Genomic DNA, 19,631 nt, shown 5'->3' with positions numbered 1-19,631 from the left:
GTCCCTGTGATCGACTCTTCTCACTCGATCGAGTGAGTTTCACGCGAGCTTCACGGGTCGGGACGGTACCGCAAACGGCTGGGGGAGGAAGTGTCTCCTGGGACATTGGCTGGTTAGGTTGCACCCATGAGTGAGGAAGTACGGATGGTCGCCTGGGTGCGGGGGCGCGTCCAAGGTGTGGGGTTTCGCTGGTTCACGCGGGCCAAGGCCCTGGAGATCGGCGGCTTGAGCGGTTTTGCCCTCAACCTGGGGGACGGACGGGTCCAGGTGGTCGCCGAGGGGGCGCGCGAGGGATGCGAGGGGCTGCTCGCATGGCTTCAGGGCGGTGACACGCCCGGGGATGTCGACGGTGTCACCGAGATATGGGACACACCTCGCGGCGGCTACGACGGTTTCGCCGTTCGCTGACCCCGACCCCCGAAGGCTCGCGGGTCGAAGCGGAGGGGCCTTCGCCGCTCCCCGCCTGAAGGGAAAAGAGCCTGGTGGTTGCCAAGAATTGCTTGCCGTGGGAGGCTCCCGAGGGAAGAATGATCGCCGTGCCCTGAGGGCCCCGCAGGATTCGCAGCGCCGCCGTCCAACGGCCGCGAGCCCAGGGATGCCCGCCGATGCGGGGCGTGATCGTGTTGACCGTCAAACTTTTTGGTGAGACGCTGAAAGCCCCGCGCACCTTAGCTGTTTGGCATGTAGCAACGGCAGAGCAACACTTGAGTGTGTCAAGCACCCCTGGTGCGATCCCTCACGACCCACACCGCATTCGGTCGGTCACTCAGTGTGGAGGACCATCAATCATGGCAAAGGCGCTTCTCGGTTACGTCGGCGGCTCCGACCCGCGACTCCTCGCCGAGATGCGACGGCTCCAGCAGCGTGTACAGGACCTGGAATCCGAGCTCGTACGGATCCAGGCCGAGAACGACGCGCTGACGGCTGCCGCTTCTCACGACAGGATCATGGAGAGCATCGACGCACACCAGGCGGAGCCTGCGCTCACCTGATCGCTGTACTGCTCCACGACGGCACACGCAGCGGTTGGGCTGCTCGTATCGACCGCTAAGTTGTCAGAGTTGCAAGGGACGCTTCGGCGTCCCTTCTTTCTTTCCCCCGCGCATCCTTTCACCCTCTTCAACGTCTGGTGTGCCCTGCATGTTCATGCGTGAAACCGAGCGGTTGCGCATGTTCTCGGAGTGAGATACGTGCGGATGCTCGTGTTCATGCGGTGATATAGCGGCGGAAGGTAGAGTCCGACGGCGTGCATCTCAAGGCGCTGACCCTCCGCGGGTTCAAGTCGTTCGCCTCGGCGACCACGCTGCGGCTGGAGCCGGGGATCACGTGCGTCGTCGGCCCGAACGGCTCGGGCAAGTCCAACGTCGTGGACGCGCTCAGCTGGGTCATGGGCGAGCAGGGCGCCAAGTCGCTGCGCGGCGGCAAGATGGAGGACGTCATCTTCGCCGGCACCACCGGGCGTCCGCCGCTCGGCCGGGCCGAGGTGTCCCTGACCATCGACAACTCCGACGGGGCCCTGCCCATCGAGTACGCCGAGGTCACCATCACGCGGATCATGTTCCGCAACGGCGGCAGCGAGTACCAGATCAACGGCGACACCTGCCGCCTCCTCGACATCCAGGAGCTCCTCTCCGACTCCGGCATCGGCCGCGAGATGCACGTCATCGTCGGCCAGGGCCAGCTCGACTCCGTCCTGCACGCCGATCCGATGGGCCGCCGCGCCTTCATCGAAGAGGCGGCCGGCGTCCTCAAGCACCGCAAGCGCAAGGAGAAGGCGCTGCGGAAGCTCGACGCGATGCAGGCCAACCTCGCGCGCGTGCAGGACCTCACCGACGAACTGCGCCGCCAGCTCAAGCCGCTCGGCCGGCAGGCGGCGGTGGCCCGCCGGGCCGCGGTGATCCAGGCGGACCTGCGCGACGCCCGTCTCCGGCTGCTCGCGGACGATCTCGTACGACTCCGCGAAGCGCTCAAGACCGAGATCGCCGACGAGGCCGAGCTCAAGCAGCGCAAGGAGGCCGCCGAGCAGGAGCTGCGGAAGGCGCTCCAGCGCGAGGCCCTGCTGGAGGACGAGGTCCGCCGGCTCACGCCCCGACTGCAGCGCGCCCAGCAGACCTGGCACGAGCTCTCCCAGCTGGCCGAACGCGCCCGCGGCACGATCTCGCTGGCCGACGCGCGCGTGAAGAGCGCGACCTCCGCGCCTCCTGAGGAACGGCGCGGCCGCGACCCCGAGGACATGGAGCGCGAGGCCGCCCGCATCCGTGAGCAAGAGGCCGAACTGGAGGCCGCCCTGGAAGCGGCCCAGCACGCGCTGGACGACACCGTCGCCCACCGCGCCGACCTGGAGCGCGAACTGGCCGCGGAGGAACGGCGCCTGAAGGACGTCGCCCGCGCCATCGCCGACCGCCGCGAGGGACTGGCCCGGCTGTCCGGCCAGGTCAACGCGGCCCGCTCGCGCGCCGCGTCCGCCCAGGCGGAGATCGACCGGCTGGCCGCCGCGCGTGACGAGGCGGGGGAGCGGGCGGTCGCCGCCCAGGAGGAGTACGAAGCCCTCAAAGCCGAGGTCGACGGCCTCGACGCCGGCGACGTGGAACTCGCCGGGCAGCACGAGGCGGCCAAGCGCGAGCTCGCCGAGGCGGAGGGAGCCCTGACGGCGGCACGCGAAGCGACCACGGCAGCGGAACGCAAGCGCGCCGCGACGCAGGCCCGCCACGAGGCGCTCGCCCTGGGCCTGCGCCGCAAGGACGGCACCGGCGCGCTCCTGGGCGCCCGGGACCGACTGACGGGCCTGCTGGGTCCGGCGGCCGAGCTGCTGACGGTGACCCCGGGGTATGAGGTACCCCTGGCCGCTGCCTTCGGCATGGCGGCCGACGCGATCGCCGTGGCGACCCCGGCATCGGCGGCCGACGCGATCAGGCTGCTGCGCAAGCAGGACGCCGGCCGCGCGGCCCTGCTGCTGGCCGGCGCCCCGGAGGGTTGCGACGAGAGGGGCCGTGGCGGGTACCCCGAGCATGCCGGGCCCGCGGACACGGGCGCCGGTGCCGGTGCCGGGAGCACCTCCGCCCCCGCCTCGACCTCGACGGCCGCTGACGCCGCCGAAGGCACTCCCTCCACCCGACCCCCCTTCGCCGCCGACCTGGTCCGTGGCCCGGCCGAGCTCATGCCCGCCGTACGGCGGCTGCTGCGGGGGATCGTCGTCGTCGGCACCCTGGAGGACGCCGAGGATCTCGTCTACGCGCGCCCTGACCTGACCGCCGTGACGGCCGAGGGCGACCTGCTCGGGGCGCACTTCGCGCACGGTGGGTCGGCCGGGGCGCCGAGCCTCCTTGAAGTGCAGGCCTCCGTCGACGAGGCCGCCGCCGAGCTGGACGAGTTGGCGGTGCGGTGCGAGGAGCTGGCCGAGGCGCAGCGCGCGGCGGCCGAGCGGCGCACAGAGCGTGCCGCGCTCGTCGAGGAGCTGGGGGAGCGGCGGCGCGCGGCCGACCGGGAGAAGTCGGCCGTCGCCCAGCAGCTCGGGCGGCTCGCCGGGCAGGCGCGCGGGGCCGCGGGCGAGGCCGAGCGTTCCGTCGCGGCGGCGGCGCGTGCGCTGGAGGCGCTCGACCGTGCCGTACAGGAGGCCGAGGAGCTGGCCGAGCGGCTTGCCGTCGCCGAGGAGATGCCGGTCGAGGAGGAGCCGGACACCTTCGTACGGGACCGGCTCGCCGCCGACGGGGCCAACGCGCGGCAGACCGAGATGGAGGCCCGGCTCCAGGTCCGTACGCACGAGGAGCGGGTCAAGGGGCTCGCGGGGCGGGCCGACGCGCTGGACCGGGGCGCCCGCGCCGAGCGCGAGGCACGCGCGCGTGCCGAACAGCGGCGGGCCCGGTTGCGGTACGAGGCGGACGTGGCTCAGGCCGTCGCCTCCGGTGCGCGGCAGTTGCTCACGCACGTCGAGGTGTCGCTCGGCCGGGCCGAGGAGGAGCGCGTCGCCGCCGAGGCCGCCAAGGATCTGCGGGAGCGGGAGCTGGCCGCCGCCCGGAACGCCGGACGTGATCTGAAGGGCGAGCTGGACAAGCTGACGGACTCGGTGCACCGGGGCGAGGTGCTCGGCGCGGAGAAGCGGCTGCGCATCGAGCAGTTGGAGGCCAAGGCGCTGGAGGAACTCGGCGTGGAGCCGGCCGGGCTCATGGCCGAGTACGGCCCGCACCAGCCGGTGCCGCCCTCGCCGCCCGCCGAGGGCGAGGAACTGCCCGAGGATCCGGAGCACGCGCGCAACCGGCCGCGACCGTTCGTGCGCGCCGAGCAGGAGAAGCGGCTCAAGGCGGCGGAGCGGGCGTACCAGCAGCTCGGCAAGGTGAACCCGCTCGCGCTGGAGGAGTTCGCGGCCCTGGAGGAACGCCACAAGTTCCTCAGCGAGCAGTTGGAGGACCTGAAGAAGACGCGCGCCGACCTCCTTCAGGTCGTGAAGGAGGTCGACGAGCGCGTCGAGCAGGTCTTCACTGAGGCCTACCGGGACACCGCCCGCGAGTTCGAGGGCGTCTTCAGCCGGCTCTTCCCCGGTGGAGAGGGACGTCTGGTCCTGACCGATCCCGACAACATGCTCACCACGGGCGTCGATGTCGAGGCCCGGCCGCCGGGCAAGAAGGTCAAGCGGCTCTCCCTGCTGTCCGGCGGCGAACGGTCGCTGACCGCCGTGGCGATGCTGGTGTCCATCTTCAAGGCCCGGCCCAGCCCCTTCTATGTGATGGACGAGGTCGAGGCCGCCCTCGACGACACCAACCTGCAGCGGCTGATCCGGATCATGCAGGAGCTGCAGGAGACGTCGCAGCTCATCGTGATCACCCACCAGAAGCGCACCATGGAGGTGGCCGACGCACTGTACGGCGTCTCCATGCAGGGTGACGGTGTATCGAAGGTCATCAGCCAACGCCTCCGCTGACAACCGACGTCAACGTCAAGATCCGTTAACACAAACTTCAAGAAGTGAAGTGATGGCGCGCTGATGTATCTCGTAGCTCACAGTGGTCGACCTATTGACTTCGAAACTTGAAGGCATAGTCTCGGCAACGTTGCTTTTACCTTCAGGTGTGAGCGGCGTGAACCTGTGCGCCACTGGAAGCCTGAATGGGCTCATCCCCCACCCCGGCAGCGTTGCCGGTGGCCCGAGGAGTTATACGTGACCAGCACAGCGCAGGCACCTCAGCCAGGAGCCAGGACGGCTCATCCCGAACATCTCGGGCACGTCATCTTCATCGCGGCGGCTGCCGCGATGGGCGGCTTCCTCTTCGGTTACGACAGTGCCGTGATCAACGGCGCCGTCGAGGCGATCCGGAGCCGTTACGACATCGGCTCCGCGACCCTGGCTCAGGTCATCGCCATCGCGCTGATCGGCTGTGCCATCGGCGCCGCCACGGCGGGTCGTATAGCCGACCGCATCGGCCGCATCCGGTGCATGCAGATCTCCGCCGTCCTCTTCACGATCAGCGCCGTCGGATCCGCGCTGCCCTTCGCGCTGTGGGACCTCGCCTTCTGGCGCATCATCGGCGGTTTCGCCATCGGCATGGCCTCCGTCATCGGCCCTGCCTACATCGCCGAGGTCTCCCCGGCCGCGTACCGCGGACGCCTCGGATCCTTCCAGCAGGCCGCGATCGTCATCGGCATCGCGATCTCGCAGCTGGTCAACTGGGGCATCCTGAACGCCGCCGGCGGCAACCAGCGCGGCCAGATCCTGGGCCTCGAGGCCTGGCAGGTCATGCTCGGCGTCATGGTCGTCCCGGCCGTTCTCTACGGTCTGCTCTCCTTCGCGATCCCCGAGTCGCCGCGCTTCCTGATCTCCGTCGGCAAGGACGCCCGCGCCCGTGAGGTGCTCAAGGAGGTCGAGGGCGACAAGGTCGACCTGGACGCCCGTGTGGCCGAGATCGAGCACGCCATGAAGAGCGAGCACAAGTCCGTCTTCAAGGACCTGCTCGGCGGCCGCTTCTTCTTCAAGCCGATCGTCTGGATCGGTATCGGCCTGTCGGTCTTCCAGCAGTTCGTCGGCATCAACGTCGCGTTCTACTACTCCTCGACGCTGTGGCAGTCGGTCGGCGTCGACCCGACGGACTCCTTCCTTTACTCGTTCACGACGTCGATCATCAACATCATCGGCACCGTGATCGCGATGATCTTCGTGGACCGCATCGGCCGCAAGCCGCTCGCCATCATCGGCTCCGTCGGCATGGTCGTCGGCCTCGCGCTGGAGGCCTGGGCGTTCTCCTACCACCTGGTCGACGGCAAGCTGCCCGCCACGCAGGGCTGGGTCGCCCTGATCGCGGCCCACGTGTTCGTCCTCTTCTTCGCCCTCTCCTGGGGTGTGGTCGTCTGGGTCTTCCTCGGCGAGATGTTCCCGAACAAGATCCGCGCCGCCGCCCTGGGCGTGGCCGCCTCCGCGCAGTGGATCGCCAACTGGGCCATCACCGCGAGCTTCCCGTCGCTGGCCGACTGGAACCTCTCCGGCACCTACGTGATCTACGCGATCTTCGCCGCGCTCTCCATCCCGTTCGTCCTCAAGTTCGTCAAGGAGACGAAGGGCAAGGCGCTGGAGGAGATGGGATAGCACCCGTCGCACAGACTCGAGGAGCCGGGCCAAGTCCCCGCTGCCCGCTCCTCGACCCTTCAAGGGAAGCCGTACTGCCCCGGCTCACACAGCGTGAGCCGGGGCAGTACGGCTTTTTCCTGAGGGTTCTCGGGCGTCGGCCCCGATCGGACGGCCGCCGTCAGACGGCCGCCGTCACCGGCTCCTCGTGCGGCAGCTCGCTCGCCTGCTCGGCCGGGGCGGAGGCCGGAGCCGCCACCGCCGGCTTCGGCAGGATCACGTACAGCAGACCCGAGACGACGATCGCCGCCACCCAGCCGAGGCCGTACTGGCCGACCGGGTTGTTCGTCGCGAGCGGGCCGGTGAACCAGTCGGACTTGGTGAACAGCAGCCCCGTGCCGAGGCCGAGCGCCCAGGCGGCGACGGCGGCGGGGGAGAAGCCGCCCCGGTACCAGTAGGCGCTGCTGTGCGTGGTGTCCAGCAGGGCGGCGCCGTCGTACTCCTTGCGGCGCAGCATGTCGGTGCCGAAGACGCCGACCCAGGCCCCGAAGGCCACCGCGAGCATCGACAGGAAGGCGATGAAGGAGCCCATGAAGCTCGTCGCCACCAGCATCAGGAAGCCGCCGAGGATCAGCGAGATCGCCGCGTTGACCGAGACCGCCCAGTGGCGCGGGATGCGGATGCCGAGGGTCTGCGCGGTGAAGCCCGCCGAGTACATGGACATCGCGTTGATCAGCAGCATGCCGACCACGGCGATGAGCAGGTACGGGACCGCCAGCCACATGGGGAGGATCTTGCCGAGGAAGGAGACGGGGTCGGTCGCCGTGGCGAGGTCCGGCGTCGTGGACGCCATCACCGCGCCCATCAGGACCATCGGCAGGACGACGATCCCGGCGCCGCCGACGGTGTTGCGCACGATCGCCACCGACGAGGCCGTACGCGGCAGATAGCGCGTGAAGTCCGGCGCCGCCGGCACCCAGCTGATGCCGCCCGCGGCGATCAGGCCGACGCCGGCGATCATGGACGCCGTGGAGCCCGCGCCCTGCCCGAAGACCTTGCCCCAGTCCGTGTGCACGGCGAGATAGCCGAGGACCAGGACCGAGAAGCCGCCGAACAGCCAGGTCGCCCACCGGTTGCAGCGTTGCAGCGCACCGATGCCCAGACCCGAGATCACGAACGTCGCGATCACGAAGGCCAGCAGCGTGACGATGACCAGGACGGTGTTGCTCCTGACGCCGAGGACGATGTCCAGCACGGTCAGCAGCGCATAGGCGCCGGTCACCGCGTTGATCGTCTCCCAGCCCCAGCGCGCGATCCAGATCAGCGAGCCGGGGAGCAGATTGCCGCGCTGGCCGAACACCGCGCGGGACAGGGCCATGCCGGGGGCGCCGCCGCGCTTGCCGGCGATGCCGATCAGACCGACGAGTCCGTAGGAGACGACCGGCGCCGCGACGCCGACCGCCAGGGACTGCCAGAAGTTCAGGCCGTACGACACGGCCAGGCTCGCGCCCATGCCCAGCAGCAGCACGCTGATGTTGGCGGCGATCCAGGTGGGGAGCAGTCCGCGGGTCTTCGCGGTGCGCTCGGTGTGGGGGACTGGTTCCAGGCCGCGTGTTTCCAGGCCGTGGTGTTCCAGGGATTCTTCGAGGTGGTCGAGGGCGCCATCGTGTGGGGCGGTGGTGCTCATGGTGAGCCATCGTACGTTAGTCCGACTAATCCTCCGAAAATCGCGCGAGGGCGTTGGAGGAACATACGGAAACTCCCTTCCCGGAGAGCACGGGTCTTCCCGGGGGAGCGATGGATACTGGACGGGTTATGGAAACCGTCATCCTTGCTGTAGTCATCGCCGTGGTCGTGGTCGCCGCGCTCGGTGGGCTCGTCGTCGGCAGCATGCGCAGAAAGAAGTCGCTGCCGCCGCCGCCCCCGTCCGCGCCCGACCTCACCGCACCTCCGGCCGAGCCGCACGTCGGCGACGAGGCCGAGACCCCACGCGAAGAACCGCGCCGCACGATAGAGGAGGTGGATCTCCCCGGCGGCTCGGCCCCGACCGCCGTCGAGGAACCTCCCGTCGTCGAAGAGCTCCCCGTCCCCGAGCTCGAGATCCCCGCACCCACGGCCGGCCGCCTGGTCCGCCTCCGCTCCCGCCTCTCCCGCTCGCAGAACGCCCTCGGCAAGGGCCTGCTCGCGCTGCTGTCGCGCGAGCACCTCGACGAGGAGACGTGGGAGGAGGTCGAGGACACCCTGCTCGCCGCCGACGTCGGCGTGCAGCCCACCCAGGAGCTGGTCGAGCGGCTGAAGGAACGGGTGAAGGTGCTCGGCACCCGCACCCCCGAGCAACTGCGCACGCTGCTGCGCGAGGAGCTGCTCAAGGTGATCGGCACCGACGTCGATCGCACCGTGAAGACCGAGCCCGAGTCCAGCAAGCCGGGCGTCGTGATGATCGTCGGCGTCAACGGCACCGGCAAGACCACCACCACCGGCAAGCTCGCCCGCGTCCTCGTGGCCGACGGCAACAGCGTGGTCCTGGGCGCCGCCGACACCTTCCGTGCCGCCGCCGCCGACCAGCTCCAGACCTGGGGCGAGCGGGTCGGGGCCCACACCGTGCGCGGCCCGGAGGCCGGCGACCCCGCCTCCGTCGCCTTCGACGCGGTCAAGGAGGGCAAGGAGCTCGGCGCCGACGTCGTCCTCATCGACACCGCCGGCCGCCTGCACACCAAGACCGGCCTCATGGACGAGCTCGGCAAGGTCAAGCGGGTGGTGGAGAAGCAGGCGCCGATCGACGAGGTGCTGCTCGTCCTCGACGCCACCACCGGCCAGAACGGCCTGGTTCAGGCCCGGGTCTTCGGTGAGGTCGTCGACATCACCGGCATCGTGCTCACCAAGCTGGACGGCACCGCCAAGGGCGGCATCGTGATCGCGGTCCAGAACGAGCTGGGCGTGCCGGTGAAGCTGGTCGGCCTCGGCGAGGGCGCCGACGACCTGGCGCCGTTCGATCCGGAGGCGTTCATTGACGCCCTTATCGGTGACTGACAAGGGCGGTAATTCTCCCCACCCTTCGAGAAGCGCCCGCCCCTGACAAGCGACAGGGACGGGCGCTTCGCCGTGTACGGCATGGCTGCGGCTACAGCGTCCTGTGATGGATACGTACGTCTAAGCCCGCGAGCGGTGCGCCACATAGGCGAGCGTGCCCAGCAGCAGCCGGGCCGCCGGAGGCCTGGTCGCCGCGTCCAGGGCCGGCGGGCGGAGCCAGCGCACCGGGCCCAGGCCGCCCCGGTCGGAGGGCGGGGCCGTGATGTGCGTACCGGGGCCGAGGCCGCGCAGGTCGAGGGCGGACGGGTCGTCCCAGCCCAGGCGGTAGAGCGACGCGGGGAGATCGGCGGCCGCGCCCGGGGCGACGAGGAACTGGGCGCGGCCGTCCGGAGTCGCGGTGACCGGGCCTAGGGGCAGCCCCATGCGCTCCAGGCGGACCAGGGCCCGGCGCCCGGCGGGCTCGGCCACCTCGATCACGTCGAAGGCGCGGCCGACCGGCAGCATGACCGCGGCCCCCGGGAACTCGCCCCACGCCTTGGTCACCTCGTCGAGCGTCGCGCCGCCCGAAACCTGCGGCGCGAATTCCAGCGGGTGTGCGCCCGGCGCGCGGCAGTCGGCCCGACCGCACGAGCAGGCGCCCTGCGCGGCCCGCGCGCCCGGCACCACGTCCCAGCCCCAGAGCCCGGTGAACTCGGCGACGGCCGTGCACTCTGACGAACGGCCGCGCCGCCGCGCACCGGAGCGGATCTCGCGAAGGCCGCCGATCGTGAAGTCCATGCCCCCTCCAACGGGTCCAGCGCACCGGTGGTTACGACACGGAGCGGGATGGAAGCGGAGCGTGATGCCTCACTGTGGCATGCCTCCCGTGCTCACAGGGGTGAGCGGCGCCCTGAGGCGTCCTGGGTGGTGCGCCGGACTGCGTGCGCCCCCGGGTGCACCGCTCCGCCCACTTCCGTTCGTCCTATGTCAAGTGAATCGCGCCAGGGCGATGGTGAGTTCAATCGAAGGGGTGGCGAATGGTGGCGTTTCGGGGATCGCCATGGCTGAGTCCGTGATCGTAGGATTACTTTGAGTGCATGAGACCTGAGGGCACATGCCCTCGCGGGTATGCCGGAGGCAATCCGGCATCGCGTTCGACGGGTGACAACCAGCGGACGGGCGGCCGGGTTTACCGGCATTCTGATAAGGCTTGGCGCACACGGCGACAAGTGGTCTCAGGGATGGGGGCGTTCCAGTGGGCGGCAACGGCGGAAGCACGGCGAACGCTGACAAGCGCCCCAATGAGCTGCTCGGCTCGTGGTTCGTGCGCAGCGGCTGGTCCAAGGGCGAGCTCGCCCGTCAAGTGAACCGCCGGGCCCGCCAGTTGGGGGCCAACCACATCTCCACTGACACCTCGCGGGTGCGCCGCTGGCTGGACGGCGAGAACCCGCGCGAGCCGATCCCCAGGATCCTCTCCGAGCTGTTCTCCGAGCGGTTCGGCTGCGTGGTCTCCGTCGAGGACCTCGGCCTGCGCTCCGCCCGCCCGTCACCCTCCGCGTCCGGCGTCGACCTGCCCTGGACCGCCCCGCAGACCGTGGCGCTGCTCAGCGAGTTCTCGCGCAGCGACCTGATGCTGGCACGGCGCGGCTTCCTGGGGACCTCGCTGGCCCTGTCTGCCGGGCCGACGCTCATCGAGCCGATGCAACGCTGGCTCGTCCCCGCACAGTTGAGCCCGATCGCCCGGCAGGAGCCCGAGCCGTCCGAGTCACGGCGCCCCGGGCGGCTGTCCAAGCCGGAGCTGGAGTTGCTGGAGACCACCGCGGTGATGTTCCGTCGGTGGGACGCCCAGTGCGGCGGCGGCCTGCGCCGCAAGGCGGTCGTCGGCCAGCTGCACGAGGTCACCGACCTCCTCCAGGAACCCCAGTCCGAGCACACCACCCGCATCCTCTTCAAGGTCGCCGCCGAACTCGCCGAGCTGGCGGGCTGGATGAGCTACGACATCGGGCTCCAGCCCACCGCCCAGAAGTACTTCGTCCTCGCCCTGCACGCCGCCAAGGAAGCGGGTGACAAGCCGCTCGGCTCGTACATCCTCTCCAGCATGAGCCGCCAGATGATCCATCTCGGCCGGCCCGACGACGCCCTGGAGCTCATCCACCTCGCGCAGTACGGCAGCCGGGACTGCGCGAGCCCCCGTACCCAGTCCATGCTGTATGCGATGGAGGCCCGCGCCTACGCCAACATGGGCCTGCCCGGCAAGTGCAAGCGGGCGGTGCGGATGGCCGAGGAGACCTTCTCCGAGGCCGACGAGTGGGACGAGCCGGACCCCGACTGGATCCGCTTCTTCTCCGAGGCCGAGCTGCATGGCGAGAACTCCCACTCCTTCCGCGACCTCGCCTACGTGGCCGGACGCAGCCCCGCCTACGCCTCCCTGGCCGAGCCCCTGATGGACCGGGCCGTGGAGCTCTTCGCCAAGGACCTCGAACATCAGCGGTCGTACGCGCTCAACCTCATCGGCATGGCCACGGTGCATCTGCTGCGCCGCGAACCGGAGCAGAGCACCGCGTACGCCTCACGGGCCATGGGCGTCGCCAAGAAGGTCCGCTCCGAGCGGGTGAACACTCGTATCCGAAAGACCGTCGACGCCGCCGTCCGCGACTTCGGCGACCTCGCCGAGATCATCGATCTCTCCGACCAGCTCGCCCACGACCTCCCGGAGACCGCGCAGGCGGTCTGACCCCGCAGAACCCCGGCCGCGGCCGGCCCTCCCGAACTGTCCGACTCGGCTCCCCCATGCCAGGTCATCGGAGAGGCCGCCCGCGGCCGGTTTTTTCGGTGCCAGGACATCTCGCAGTTCATGGACGCGTAACACGCACGGCACCTTCGTCACCCCGGTGAAACAACGAGGGGCTTCTACTGAAACCGTGCTGCGCCACGCTCATGGCGCACCACGGCCCACCCCTCACCTACCGGACCCGCACGCGACGAGGAGACGCCGATGGCCCCAGCCGTCACGCTTGCCGCGGAGGCACCCAAACTGTCATCCGCGAACACAGGCTTCATGCTCATCTGTTCCGCTCTGGTGATGCTCATGACGCCGGGCCTGGCCTTCTTCTACGGAGGCATGGTCCGCGTCAAGAGCACCCTGAACATGCTGATGATGAGCTTCATCAGCCTCGGCATCGTCACGATCCTGTGGGTGCTCTACGGCTTCTCCCTGGCCTTCGGCACCGACCGGGGCTCGTTCATCGGCTGGACGTCCGACTTCGTCGGCTTCGGCGGGATCGGCAAGACGGAGCTCTGGCCCGGCTACACCATCCCCGTCTTCGTCTTCGCCGTCTTCCAGCTGATGTTCGCGATCATCACGCCCGCCCTGATCAGCGGCGCCCTCGCGGACCGCGTCAAGTTCTCGGCCTGGGCGCTCTTCATCGCCCTGTGGGCCACCGTCGTCTACTTCCCGGTCGCGCACTGGGTCTGGGGCACCGGCGGCTGGGCCTACGAACTGGGCGTGATCGACTTCGCGGGCGGTACGGCGGTCCACATCAACGCGGGCGCCGCCGCGCTCGGAGTGATCCTCGTCATCGGCAAGCGCATCGGCTTCAAGAAGGATCCGATGCGCCCGCACAACCTCCCGCTGGTCATGCTCGGCGCCGGGCTCCTGTGGTTCGGCTGGTTCGGCTTCAACGCCGGATCTTGGCTCGGCAATGACGACGGCGTCGGCGCGCTGATGTTCGTCAACACCCAGGTCGCCACCGCCGCCGCCATGCTCGCCTGGCTCGCCTACGAGAAGATCCGCCACGGCGCCTTCACCACGCTGGGCGCCGCCTCCGGCGCCGTCGCCGGCCTGGTCGCCATCACCCCCTCCGGCGGCGCGGTCACCCCGCTCGGCGCGATCGCCGTCGGCGCCATCGCCGGTGTCCTGTGCGCCATGGCCGTCGGCCTGAAGTACAGGTTCGGCTACGACGACTCCCTCGACGTCATCGGCGTTCACCTGGTCGGCGGCATCGTCGGCTCCCTGCTGATCGGCTTCTTCGCCAGCGGCCAGGGCCAGTCCGCGGCCAAGGGTCTCTTCTACGGCGGCGGCCCGGCCCAGCTCTGGAAGCAGTGCGCCGGCGTCTTCGCGGTCCTGGCCTACTCCCTGATCGTCTCCGCGATCCTCGCCTTCCTCCTCGACAAGACCCTGGGCATGCGCGTCACCGAGGACGAGGAGGTCTCCGGCATCGACCAGGCCCAGCACGCCGAGACCGCCTACGACTTCAGCGGCGCCGGCGGCGGAGTCGTCGCGTCCGCCGCTCCCGCCCCGGCCCCGGCCGCCCCGCAGACCAGGAAGGTCGACGCATGAAGCTCATCACCGCCGTCGTCAAGCCGCACCGGCTCGACGAGATCAAGGAGGCCCTCCAGGCCTTCGGCGTCCACGGACTGACGGTCACCGAGGCAAGCGGTTACGGTCGTCAGAGGGGCCACACCGAGGTCTACCGCGGTGCCGAGTACACGGTCGACCTGGTTCCCAAGGTCCGCATCGAGGTACTCGCCGAGGACGACGACGCCGAGCAGTTGATCGACGTCCTTGTGAAGGCGGCCCGCACCGGCAAGATCGGCGACGGCAAGGTCTGGTCCCTGCCGGTCGAGACGGCCGTACGCGTCCGCACCGGCGAGCGCGGCCCGGACGCGCTCTGAGCGACCGCGCCATCACGAGGGCCAAGAGGACCACGAGGACGAGGACGGGAGTCTCCGGGTGACGAGTACGCATGTCCGGAACGACGCGGAGGACTCGGGACCCAGCGGCTACGCGGCGGCCCGGCTGCGCCTGCTCACCGAGGGGGCGCGGTCCGGTCCGCCGCGCCGCGTTGCCCTCGCCGAGCTGACGGACGACTGGCTGGCGGGGCTGCTGCACGCGGCCACCGAGGACCTGAAGGGCGTGTCCCTGGTCGCCGTCGGCGGCTACGGGCGCGGCGAGCTGTCCCCGCGCAGCGACCTCGACCTCCTCCTGCTGCACGACGGCGGTGACGGCGCCAGGATCGCCACCCTGGCCGACCGCATCTGGTACCCCGTGTGGGACCTCGGCCTCGCCCTGGACCACTCCGTGCGCACACCGGCCGAGGCCCGCAAGACCGCCGCCGACGACCTCAAGGTCCAGCTCGGCCTCCTCGACGCCCGGCACATCGCCGGCGACCCCGGCCTCACCGCCGGACTGCGCACCGCCGTCCTCGCCGACTGGCGCAACCAGGCGCCGAGACGCCTCCCCGAACTGAAGGAGCTGTGCGCGGAACGCGCCGAGCGGCAGGGCGAGTTGCAGTACCTCCTGGAACCCGACCTCAAGGAGGCCCGCGGCGGCCTCAGGGACGCCACCGCTCTGCGCGCGGTCGCCGCCTCCTGGCTCGCCGACGCCCCGCGCGAGGGCCTCGCCGACGCCCGCCGGCGCCTGCTCGACGTACGCGACGCCCTGCACCTGACGACCGGCCGGGCCACCGACCGCCTGGCCCTCCAGGAACAGGACCAGGTCGCGGCCGAGCTGGGTCTCCTGGACGCCGACACCCTCCTGCGGCAGGTGTACGAGGCGGCGCGCGTGATCTCGTACGCCAGTGACGTCACCTGGCGTGAGGTGGGGCGCGTGCTGCGCTCACGCTCCGTGCGGCCGCGCCTGCGCGCCATGCTGGGCGGCGGCAAGCCGGTCGCCGAGCGGTCTCCGCTGGCCGAGGGCGTGGTGGAACAGGACGGCGAGGTGGTGCTCGCCCGCTCCACCCGCCCCGAACGCGACCCCGTGCTCCCGTTGCGCGCCGCGGCTGCCGCCGCGCAGGCCGGACTGCCGCTCTCCCTGCACGCCGTACGGCGCATGGCCGCCGCCGTACGCCCCCTGCCCACGCCCTGGCCCGCGGAGGCGCGCGAACAGCTCGTGACCCTGCTCGGCTCGGGCCGCCCGACGGTCGAGGTCTGGGAGGCACTGGAGGCGGAGGGCCTCATCAGCCGGGTGCTGCCCGACTGGGACCGGGTCCGCTGCCGCCCCCAGCGCAACGCCGTCCACGTCTGGACGGTGGACCGCCACCTGATCGAGACGGCGGTCCGCGCCTCCGACCTGACCCGCCGCGTCGGCCGCCCCGACCTGCTCCTCGTCGCCGCCCTTCTGCACGACATCGGCAAGGGCTGGCCGGGTGACCACTCCGTGGCCGGCGAGATCATCGCCCGCGACGTGGCCGCGAGGATCGGCTTCGACCGCACGGACGCGGGCGTGCTTGCCACCCTCGTACGCCACCACCTGCTGTTGATCCAGACGGCCACCCGGCGCGACCTGGACGACCCGGCCACCGTCCGCTCGGTCGCCGACGCGGTCGGCACGCAGGGCACGCTGGAGCTGCTGCACGCGCTGACCGAGGCGGACGCGCTGGCGACCGGCCCGGCCGCATGGTCCACGTGGCGCGGTTCCCTGGTCGCCGACCTGGTGAAACGGGTCTCGGCGGTGCTCGCGGGCGACGCCCCCGAGGAACCCGAGCCCGGCGCGCCCACGGCCGAGCAGGAGCGGCTGGCCCTCGAGGCGTTCCGCACGGGCGGACCGGTGCTGGCGCTGCGCGCCCAGACGGAAGCCCCGTCCGGCGGGGAGCCCTCCGGGGAGCCCGAGCCCCTCGGCGTGGAGCTGGTCATCGCCGTACCCGACCAGCCGGGCGTGCTGCCCGCGATGGCCGGTGTGCTCGCCATGCACCGGCTGACGGTCCGCACGGCGGAACTGGGCGCCCTGAATCTCCCCGAGGACGTCGACGACGGCTCGGTCCTGCTGCTGAACTGGCGCGTCGCGGCGGAGTACGGCTCCCTGCCCCAGGCCGCCCGTCTGCGCGCCGACCTCGTACGGGCACTGGACGGCACCCTCGACATCGCGGGCCGCCTCGCGGAGCGGGACGCGGCCTACCCGCGCCGCCGGACCGTGGTCGCGCCGCCACCCCGGGTGACGGTCGCCCCGGCCGCGTCCCGGCACGCCACGGTGATCGAGGTGCGCGCCCAGGACGCGCCGGGCCTGCTGTTCCGGATCGGGCGGGCACTGGAGGACGCGGGGGTACGCGTGCGCAGCGCGCACGTGTCGACGCTCGGCTCCAACGCCGTCGACGCCTTCTACGTGACCGGTCCGGCGGGCTCGCCGCTGCCGAGTGGGGAGGCGTCCGCGGTGGCGCAGAAGCTGGAGGAGACGCTGCGGGCGTGACCTGGAGGTCGCCTCGCGCGTTTCCTCGGCGTGCTCCCCGCTGTCGCGGGGGTGATCCGGTCGCGCTGAGTCGTCGGAGAGGCTGTCGCACATGCTCCCCGCAGCCGCGGGGGTGTCGTCTCTCCCAGCTGATCACACCGGGGAGGGGCGACTTGCTTGCCGAGCCAGATACTCTGGAGGACGACCCAAGCCACTGCCGATGCGAGGACCGACGTCGCCGTGTTCGATACTCTCTCCGACCGCCTCTCCGCCACGTTCAAGTCCCTCCGGGGCAAGGGCAGGCTCTCCGAGGCGGACATCGACGCCACGGCACGCGAGATCCGCATCGCCCTCCTTGAGGCGGACGTGGCCCTGCCGGTCGTCCGCGCGTTCGTCAAGAACGTCAAGGAGCGCGCCCTCGGCGCCGAGGTCTCCAAGGCGCTGAACCCGGCCCAGCAGGTCCTCAAGATCGTCAACGACGAGCTGGTCACGATCCTGGGCGGCGAGACCCGGCGTCTGCGCTTCGCCAAGCAGCCCCCCACCGTGATCATGCTGGCGGGTCTCCAGGGCGCCGGTAAGACCACCCTCGCTGGCAAGCTCGCCAAGTGGCTCAAGGACCAGGGCCACTCCCCGCTGCTGGTCGCCGCCGACCTCCAGCGCCCGAACGCCGTCAACCAGCTGAGCGTCGTCGCCGAGCGCGCCGGCGTCGCGGTCTACGCGCCCGAGCCGGGCAACGGCGTCGGCGACCCGGTCAAGGTCGCCAAGGACTCCCTCGACCACGCGAGGACCAAGGTCCACGACATCGTGGTCGTGGACACCGCCGGCCGCCTCGGCATCGACGCCGAGATGATGCAGCAGGCCGTGGACATCCGCGACGCGATCAGCCCCGACGAGGTCCTCTTCGTCGTTGACGCGATGATCGGTCAGGACGCGGTCAACACCGCCGAGGCCTTCCGCGACGGCGTCGGCTTCGACGGCGTGGTGCTCTCCAAGCTCGACGGTGACGCCCGCGGTGGTGCGGCCCTGTCCATCCGCCACATGACCGGCAAGCCGATCATGTTCGCGTCCAACGGTGAGAAGCTCGACGACTTCGCCCCCTTCCACCCGGACCGGATGGCCTCCCGCATCCTCGACATGGGTGACCTGCTCACCCTGATCGAGCAGGCGGAGAAGACGTTCAGCCAGGAAGAGGCCGCCAAGATGGCCTCCAAGCTGGCGTCCAAGAAGGGCCAGGACTTCACCCTGGACGACTTCCTGGCCCAGATGGAGCAGGTCCGGAAGATGGGCTCCATCTCCAAGCTGCTCGGCATGATGCCGGGCATGGGCCAGATCAAGGAGCAGATCAACAACATCGACGAGCGGGACGTGGACCGCACGGCCGCGATCATCAAGTCGATGACCCCGGGCGAGCGCCAGGAGCCGACGATCATCAACGGCTCGCGCCGCGCCCGTATCGCCAAGGGCTCCGGTGTCGAGGTCAGCGCGGTCAAGAACCTGGTCGAGCGGTTCTTCGAGGCCCGCAAGATGATGTCCCGCATGGCCCAGGGCGGCGGCATGCCCGGCATGCCGGGGATCCCGGGCATGGGCGGCGGCCCCGGCCGGGCCAAGAAGCAGCCGAAGAAGGCCAAGGGCAAGCAGCGCTCCGGCAACCCGATGAAGCGCAAGCAGCAGGAGCTGGAGGAGGCGCAGCGCCGCGAGGCCGCGGCCCAGGGCGGCGCTCTCGGGCTGCCGCAGCAGGGCGGTCAGGACTTCGAACTGCCCGACGAGTTCAAGAAGTTCATGGGCTGACGCGCGTTCGCGTACGGCGCATGGTCGCGTAGTGCGCCGCCGTACGTACGTCTGTGGGGCGCCCCCTTCTGCAAAGGGGGCGCCCTCGGCGTTTCCTAGGGGACGCGGGCGATCAGGTAGCGGAAGACGTTCGGCATCCACACCGTCCCGTCCTGCCACCGGTACGGGTGCAGCGCCTCCCTGATCTCCTTGTCCACCTGCGCCTGGTCCGTCGCCGTGACGGCCGCGTCGAACAGGCCCGTCGACAGCAGGCCTCGTACGGCGCTGGCGACGTCGGCGTACCCGAACGGGCAGGCCACCCGCCCGGAGCCGTCCGGCTTCAGCCCGGCCCGCTGGGCGACCTCCTCCAGGTCGTCGCGCAGGGCCGGGCGCCAACTGCCCGTCCCGCGCAGGGGATCGGCCAGCTTCGTGGCCACCCGCAGCACGGCCGACGTGGCGCAGCGCTCCGGCGGACCCCAGCCGGTCAGCACCACCGGCGCCCCGCGCGCGGCGAGCGGTGTCGCGGCGGCGAGCAGTTCGCCGAGCACGTCCGCGTCGCCCGGGCGGCACCCGATGGGCTCGAAGGCGGTCACCACGGTGTACGCGGGTGAGGCCGCGCCGGCGGTGTCCCGAGGCGCGCCCTCGACGATCCGGATCGTCGCCCTCGCGCGCGTGCCCGGCTCGTCCGGCAGCAGTCGCTGCCGCGCGAGGGCGAGCCGTTCGGGGCAGCCCGCGTCGACGCCGGTGACCGTGGCGCCTCGTGAGGCCGCCCTCAGCAGGGCGAGCCCGCTGCCGCAACCGAGGCCCAGCAGCCGGGTGGCCGGGCCCACGTCGAGTCGTTCGTAGACGGCTTCGTGGAGCGGGACCAGCATCCGCTCCTGGATCTCGGACCAGTCACGCGCGCGTGCACACGGGTTCACGCGGGGCGTGGGTCCCGCGTGAGACGGCTGGTGCCGCACGAGCGTAGGTGTCATAGGTAAGCGCCCCAATCAGCCGAGAGTTGCCGCTGTGCCCGATTCCATGGCCCCCGTTCCGTGCGCGGGCACTCCCCACGTATGTCAGGTAACTCCCGGCTCGCGGCGGCGTCCAGGGGGCGTGAAGGCCGGCTTGTGGGTTGCATGTGCCAGCGGAAAATAATTCACG

General features: G+C 70.8%; 13 protein-coding genes. 10 read left to right on the top strand and 3 right to left on the bottom strand.

The features are described from left to right. Positions 1–126: 126 nt before the first annotated feature. The 4 genes from ABZ910_RS08115 to ABZ910_RS08100 all read left to right on the top strand — a co-directional run bounded on the left by ABZ910_RS08115 (position 127) and on the right by ABZ910_RS08100 (position 6,571). A complete protein-coding gene (locus ABZ910_RS08115; protein WP_361360786.1) occupies positions 127–408 on the top strand; it encodes an acylphosphatase in 282 nt (93 codons plus the stop codon). Between the two features lie 380 nt (positions 409–788). Then, on the top strand, positions 789–992 hold the full coding sequence (locus ABZ910_RS08110) for a hypothetical protein (RefSeq protein ID WP_058922942.1): 204 nt from the start codon (positions 789–791) through the stop codon (positions 990–992). Positions 993–1,246: 254 nt separating this feature from the next. Beyond that, positions 1,247–4,915 carry an AAA family ATPase gene (locus ABZ910_RS08105; protein WP_361360784.1) on the top strand — a complete coding sequence of 1,223 codons (3,669 nt, stop codon included), beginning with the start codon at positions 1,247–1,249 and terminating at the stop codon, positions 4,913–4,915. A 237-nt stretch (positions 4,916–5,152) separates the two neighbouring features. After that, positions 5,153–6,571, top strand: a complete 1,419-nt coding sequence (locus ABZ910_RS08100; RefSeq protein ID WP_361360782.1) for a sugar porter family MFS transporter — start codon at positions 5,153–5,155, stop codon at positions 6,569–6,571. A gap of 160 nt (positions 6,572–6,731) precedes the next feature. Here the strand turns inward: ABZ910_RS08100 and ABZ910_RS08095 are convergent, their stop codons facing one another. Continuing rightward, the gene (locus tag ABZ910_RS08095; protein WP_361360780.1) at positions 6,732–8,237 is read right to left on the bottom strand and encodes a cytosine permease; all 1,506 of its coding nucleotides are present in this window, start codon (positions 8,235–8,237) and stop codon (positions 6,732–6,734) included. A 128-nt stretch (positions 8,238–8,365) separates the two neighbouring features. On the opposite strand from ABZ910_RS08095, the gene ftsY reads away from it, so the two are divergent. Next, a complete protein-coding gene (ftsY, locus tag ABZ910_RS08090; protein ID WP_361360778.1) occupies positions 8,366–9,580 on the top strand; it encodes a signal recognition particle-docking protein FtsY in 1,215 nt (404 codons plus the stop codon). Positions 9,581–9,700: 120 nt separating this feature from the next. Here ftsY and ABZ910_RS08085 read toward each other — a convergent pair whose 3' ends face one another. Then, the gene (locus tag ABZ910_RS08085) at positions 9,701–10,357 is read right to left on the bottom strand and encodes a bifunctional DNA primase/polymerase (RefSeq protein ID WP_361360776.1); all 657 of its coding nucleotides are present in this window, start codon (positions 10,355–10,357) and stop codon (positions 9,701–9,703) included. 457 nt (positions 10,358–10,814) lie between these two features. On the opposite strand from ABZ910_RS08085, the gene ABZ910_RS08080 reads away from it, so the two are divergent. The 5 genes from ABZ910_RS08080 (at position 10,815) to ffh (ending at position 18,509) form a co-directional block, all read left to right on the top strand. Further along, complete coding sequence (locus ABZ910_RS08080) at positions 10,815–12,293, top strand: hypothetical protein (protein WP_361360774.1); 1,479 nt, start codon at positions 10,815–10,817, stop codon at positions 12,291–12,293. 261 nt (positions 12,294–12,554) lie between these two features. After that, entirely contained in the window at positions 12,555–13,898 is a 1,344-nt protein-coding gene (locus tag ABZ910_RS08075; protein ID WP_361360772.1) for an ammonium transporter, read from the top strand. Continuing rightward, complete coding sequence (locus ABZ910_RS08070; protein ID WP_361360770.1) at positions 13,895–14,233, top strand: P-II family nitrogen regulator; 339 nt, start codon at positions 13,895–13,897, stop codon at positions 14,231–14,233. The genes ABZ910_RS08075 and ABZ910_RS08070 overlap by 4 nt, the downstream gene beginning before the upstream one ends. 58 nt (positions 14,234–14,291) lie before the next feature. Then, positions 14,292–16,742: a [protein-PII] uridylyltransferase gene (locus tag ABZ910_RS08065; RefSeq protein ID WP_361360768.1), complete on the top strand. Its 2,451-nt coding sequence runs from the start codon at positions 14,292–14,294 to the stop codon at positions 16,740–16,742. Positions 16,743–16,961: 219 nt separating this feature from the next. Next, positions 16,962–18,509, top strand: a complete 1,548-nt coding sequence (gene ffh / locus ABZ910_RS08060) for a signal recognition particle protein (protein ID WP_361360766.1) — start codon at positions 16,962–16,964, stop codon at positions 18,507–18,509. A 95-nt stretch (positions 18,510–18,604) separates the two neighbouring features. Here the strand turns inward: ffh and ABZ910_RS08055 are convergent, their stop codons facing one another. Further along, positions 18,605–19,462, bottom strand: a complete 858-nt coding sequence (locus tag ABZ910_RS08055) for an SAM-dependent methyltransferase (RefSeq protein ID WP_361360764.1) — start codon at positions 19,460–19,462, stop codon at positions 18,605–18,607. Positions 19,463–19,631: the final 169 nt, after the last annotated feature.

The organism is Streptomyces sp. NPDC046805 (assembly GCF_040645355.1).
In the GTDB taxonomy this organism is placed as follows: Bacteria; Actinomycetota; Actinomycetes; order Streptomycetales; family Streptomycetaceae; genus Streptomyces.
The sequence above is the reverse complement of the archived record's forward strand: the minus strand, read 5'-3'. Positions and strand labels throughout refer to the sequence as shown.

Excerpts from the sequence above, each read along its gene's own strand:
- ABZ910_RS08115 (WP_361360786.1), top strand. The coding sequence starts at position 127 with ATGAGTGAGGAAGTACGGATGGTCGCCTGGGTGCGGGGGCGCGTCCAA.
- ABZ910_RS08110 (WP_058922942.1), top strand. The coding sequence starts at position 789 with ATGGCAAAGGCGCTTCTCGGTTACGTCGGCGGCTCCGACCCGCGACTC.
- ABZ910_RS08095 (WP_361360780.1), bottom strand. The coding sequence starts at position 8,237 with ATGAGCACCACCGCCCCACACGATGGCGCCCTCGACCACCTCGAAGAA.
- ftsY (WP_361360778.1), top strand. The coding sequence starts at position 8,366 with ATGGAAACCGTCATCCTTGCTGTAGTCATCGCCGTGGTCGTGGTCGCC.
- ABZ910_RS08085 (WP_361360776.1), bottom strand. The coding sequence starts at position 10,357 with ATGGACTTCACGATCGGCGGCCTTCGCGAGATCCGCTCCGGTGCGCGG.
- ABZ910_RS08075 (WP_361360772.1), top strand. The coding sequence starts at position 12,555 with ATGGCCCCAGCCGTCACGCTTGCCGCGGAGGCACCCAAACTGTCATCC.
- ABZ910_RS08070 (WP_361360770.1), top strand. The coding sequence starts at position 13,895 with ATGAAGCTCATCACCGCCGTCGTCAAGCCGCACCGGCTCGACGAGATC.
- ABZ910_RS08055 (WP_361360764.1), bottom strand. The coding sequence starts at position 19,462 with ATGACACCTACGCTCGTGCGGCACCAGCCGTCTCACGCGGGACCCACG.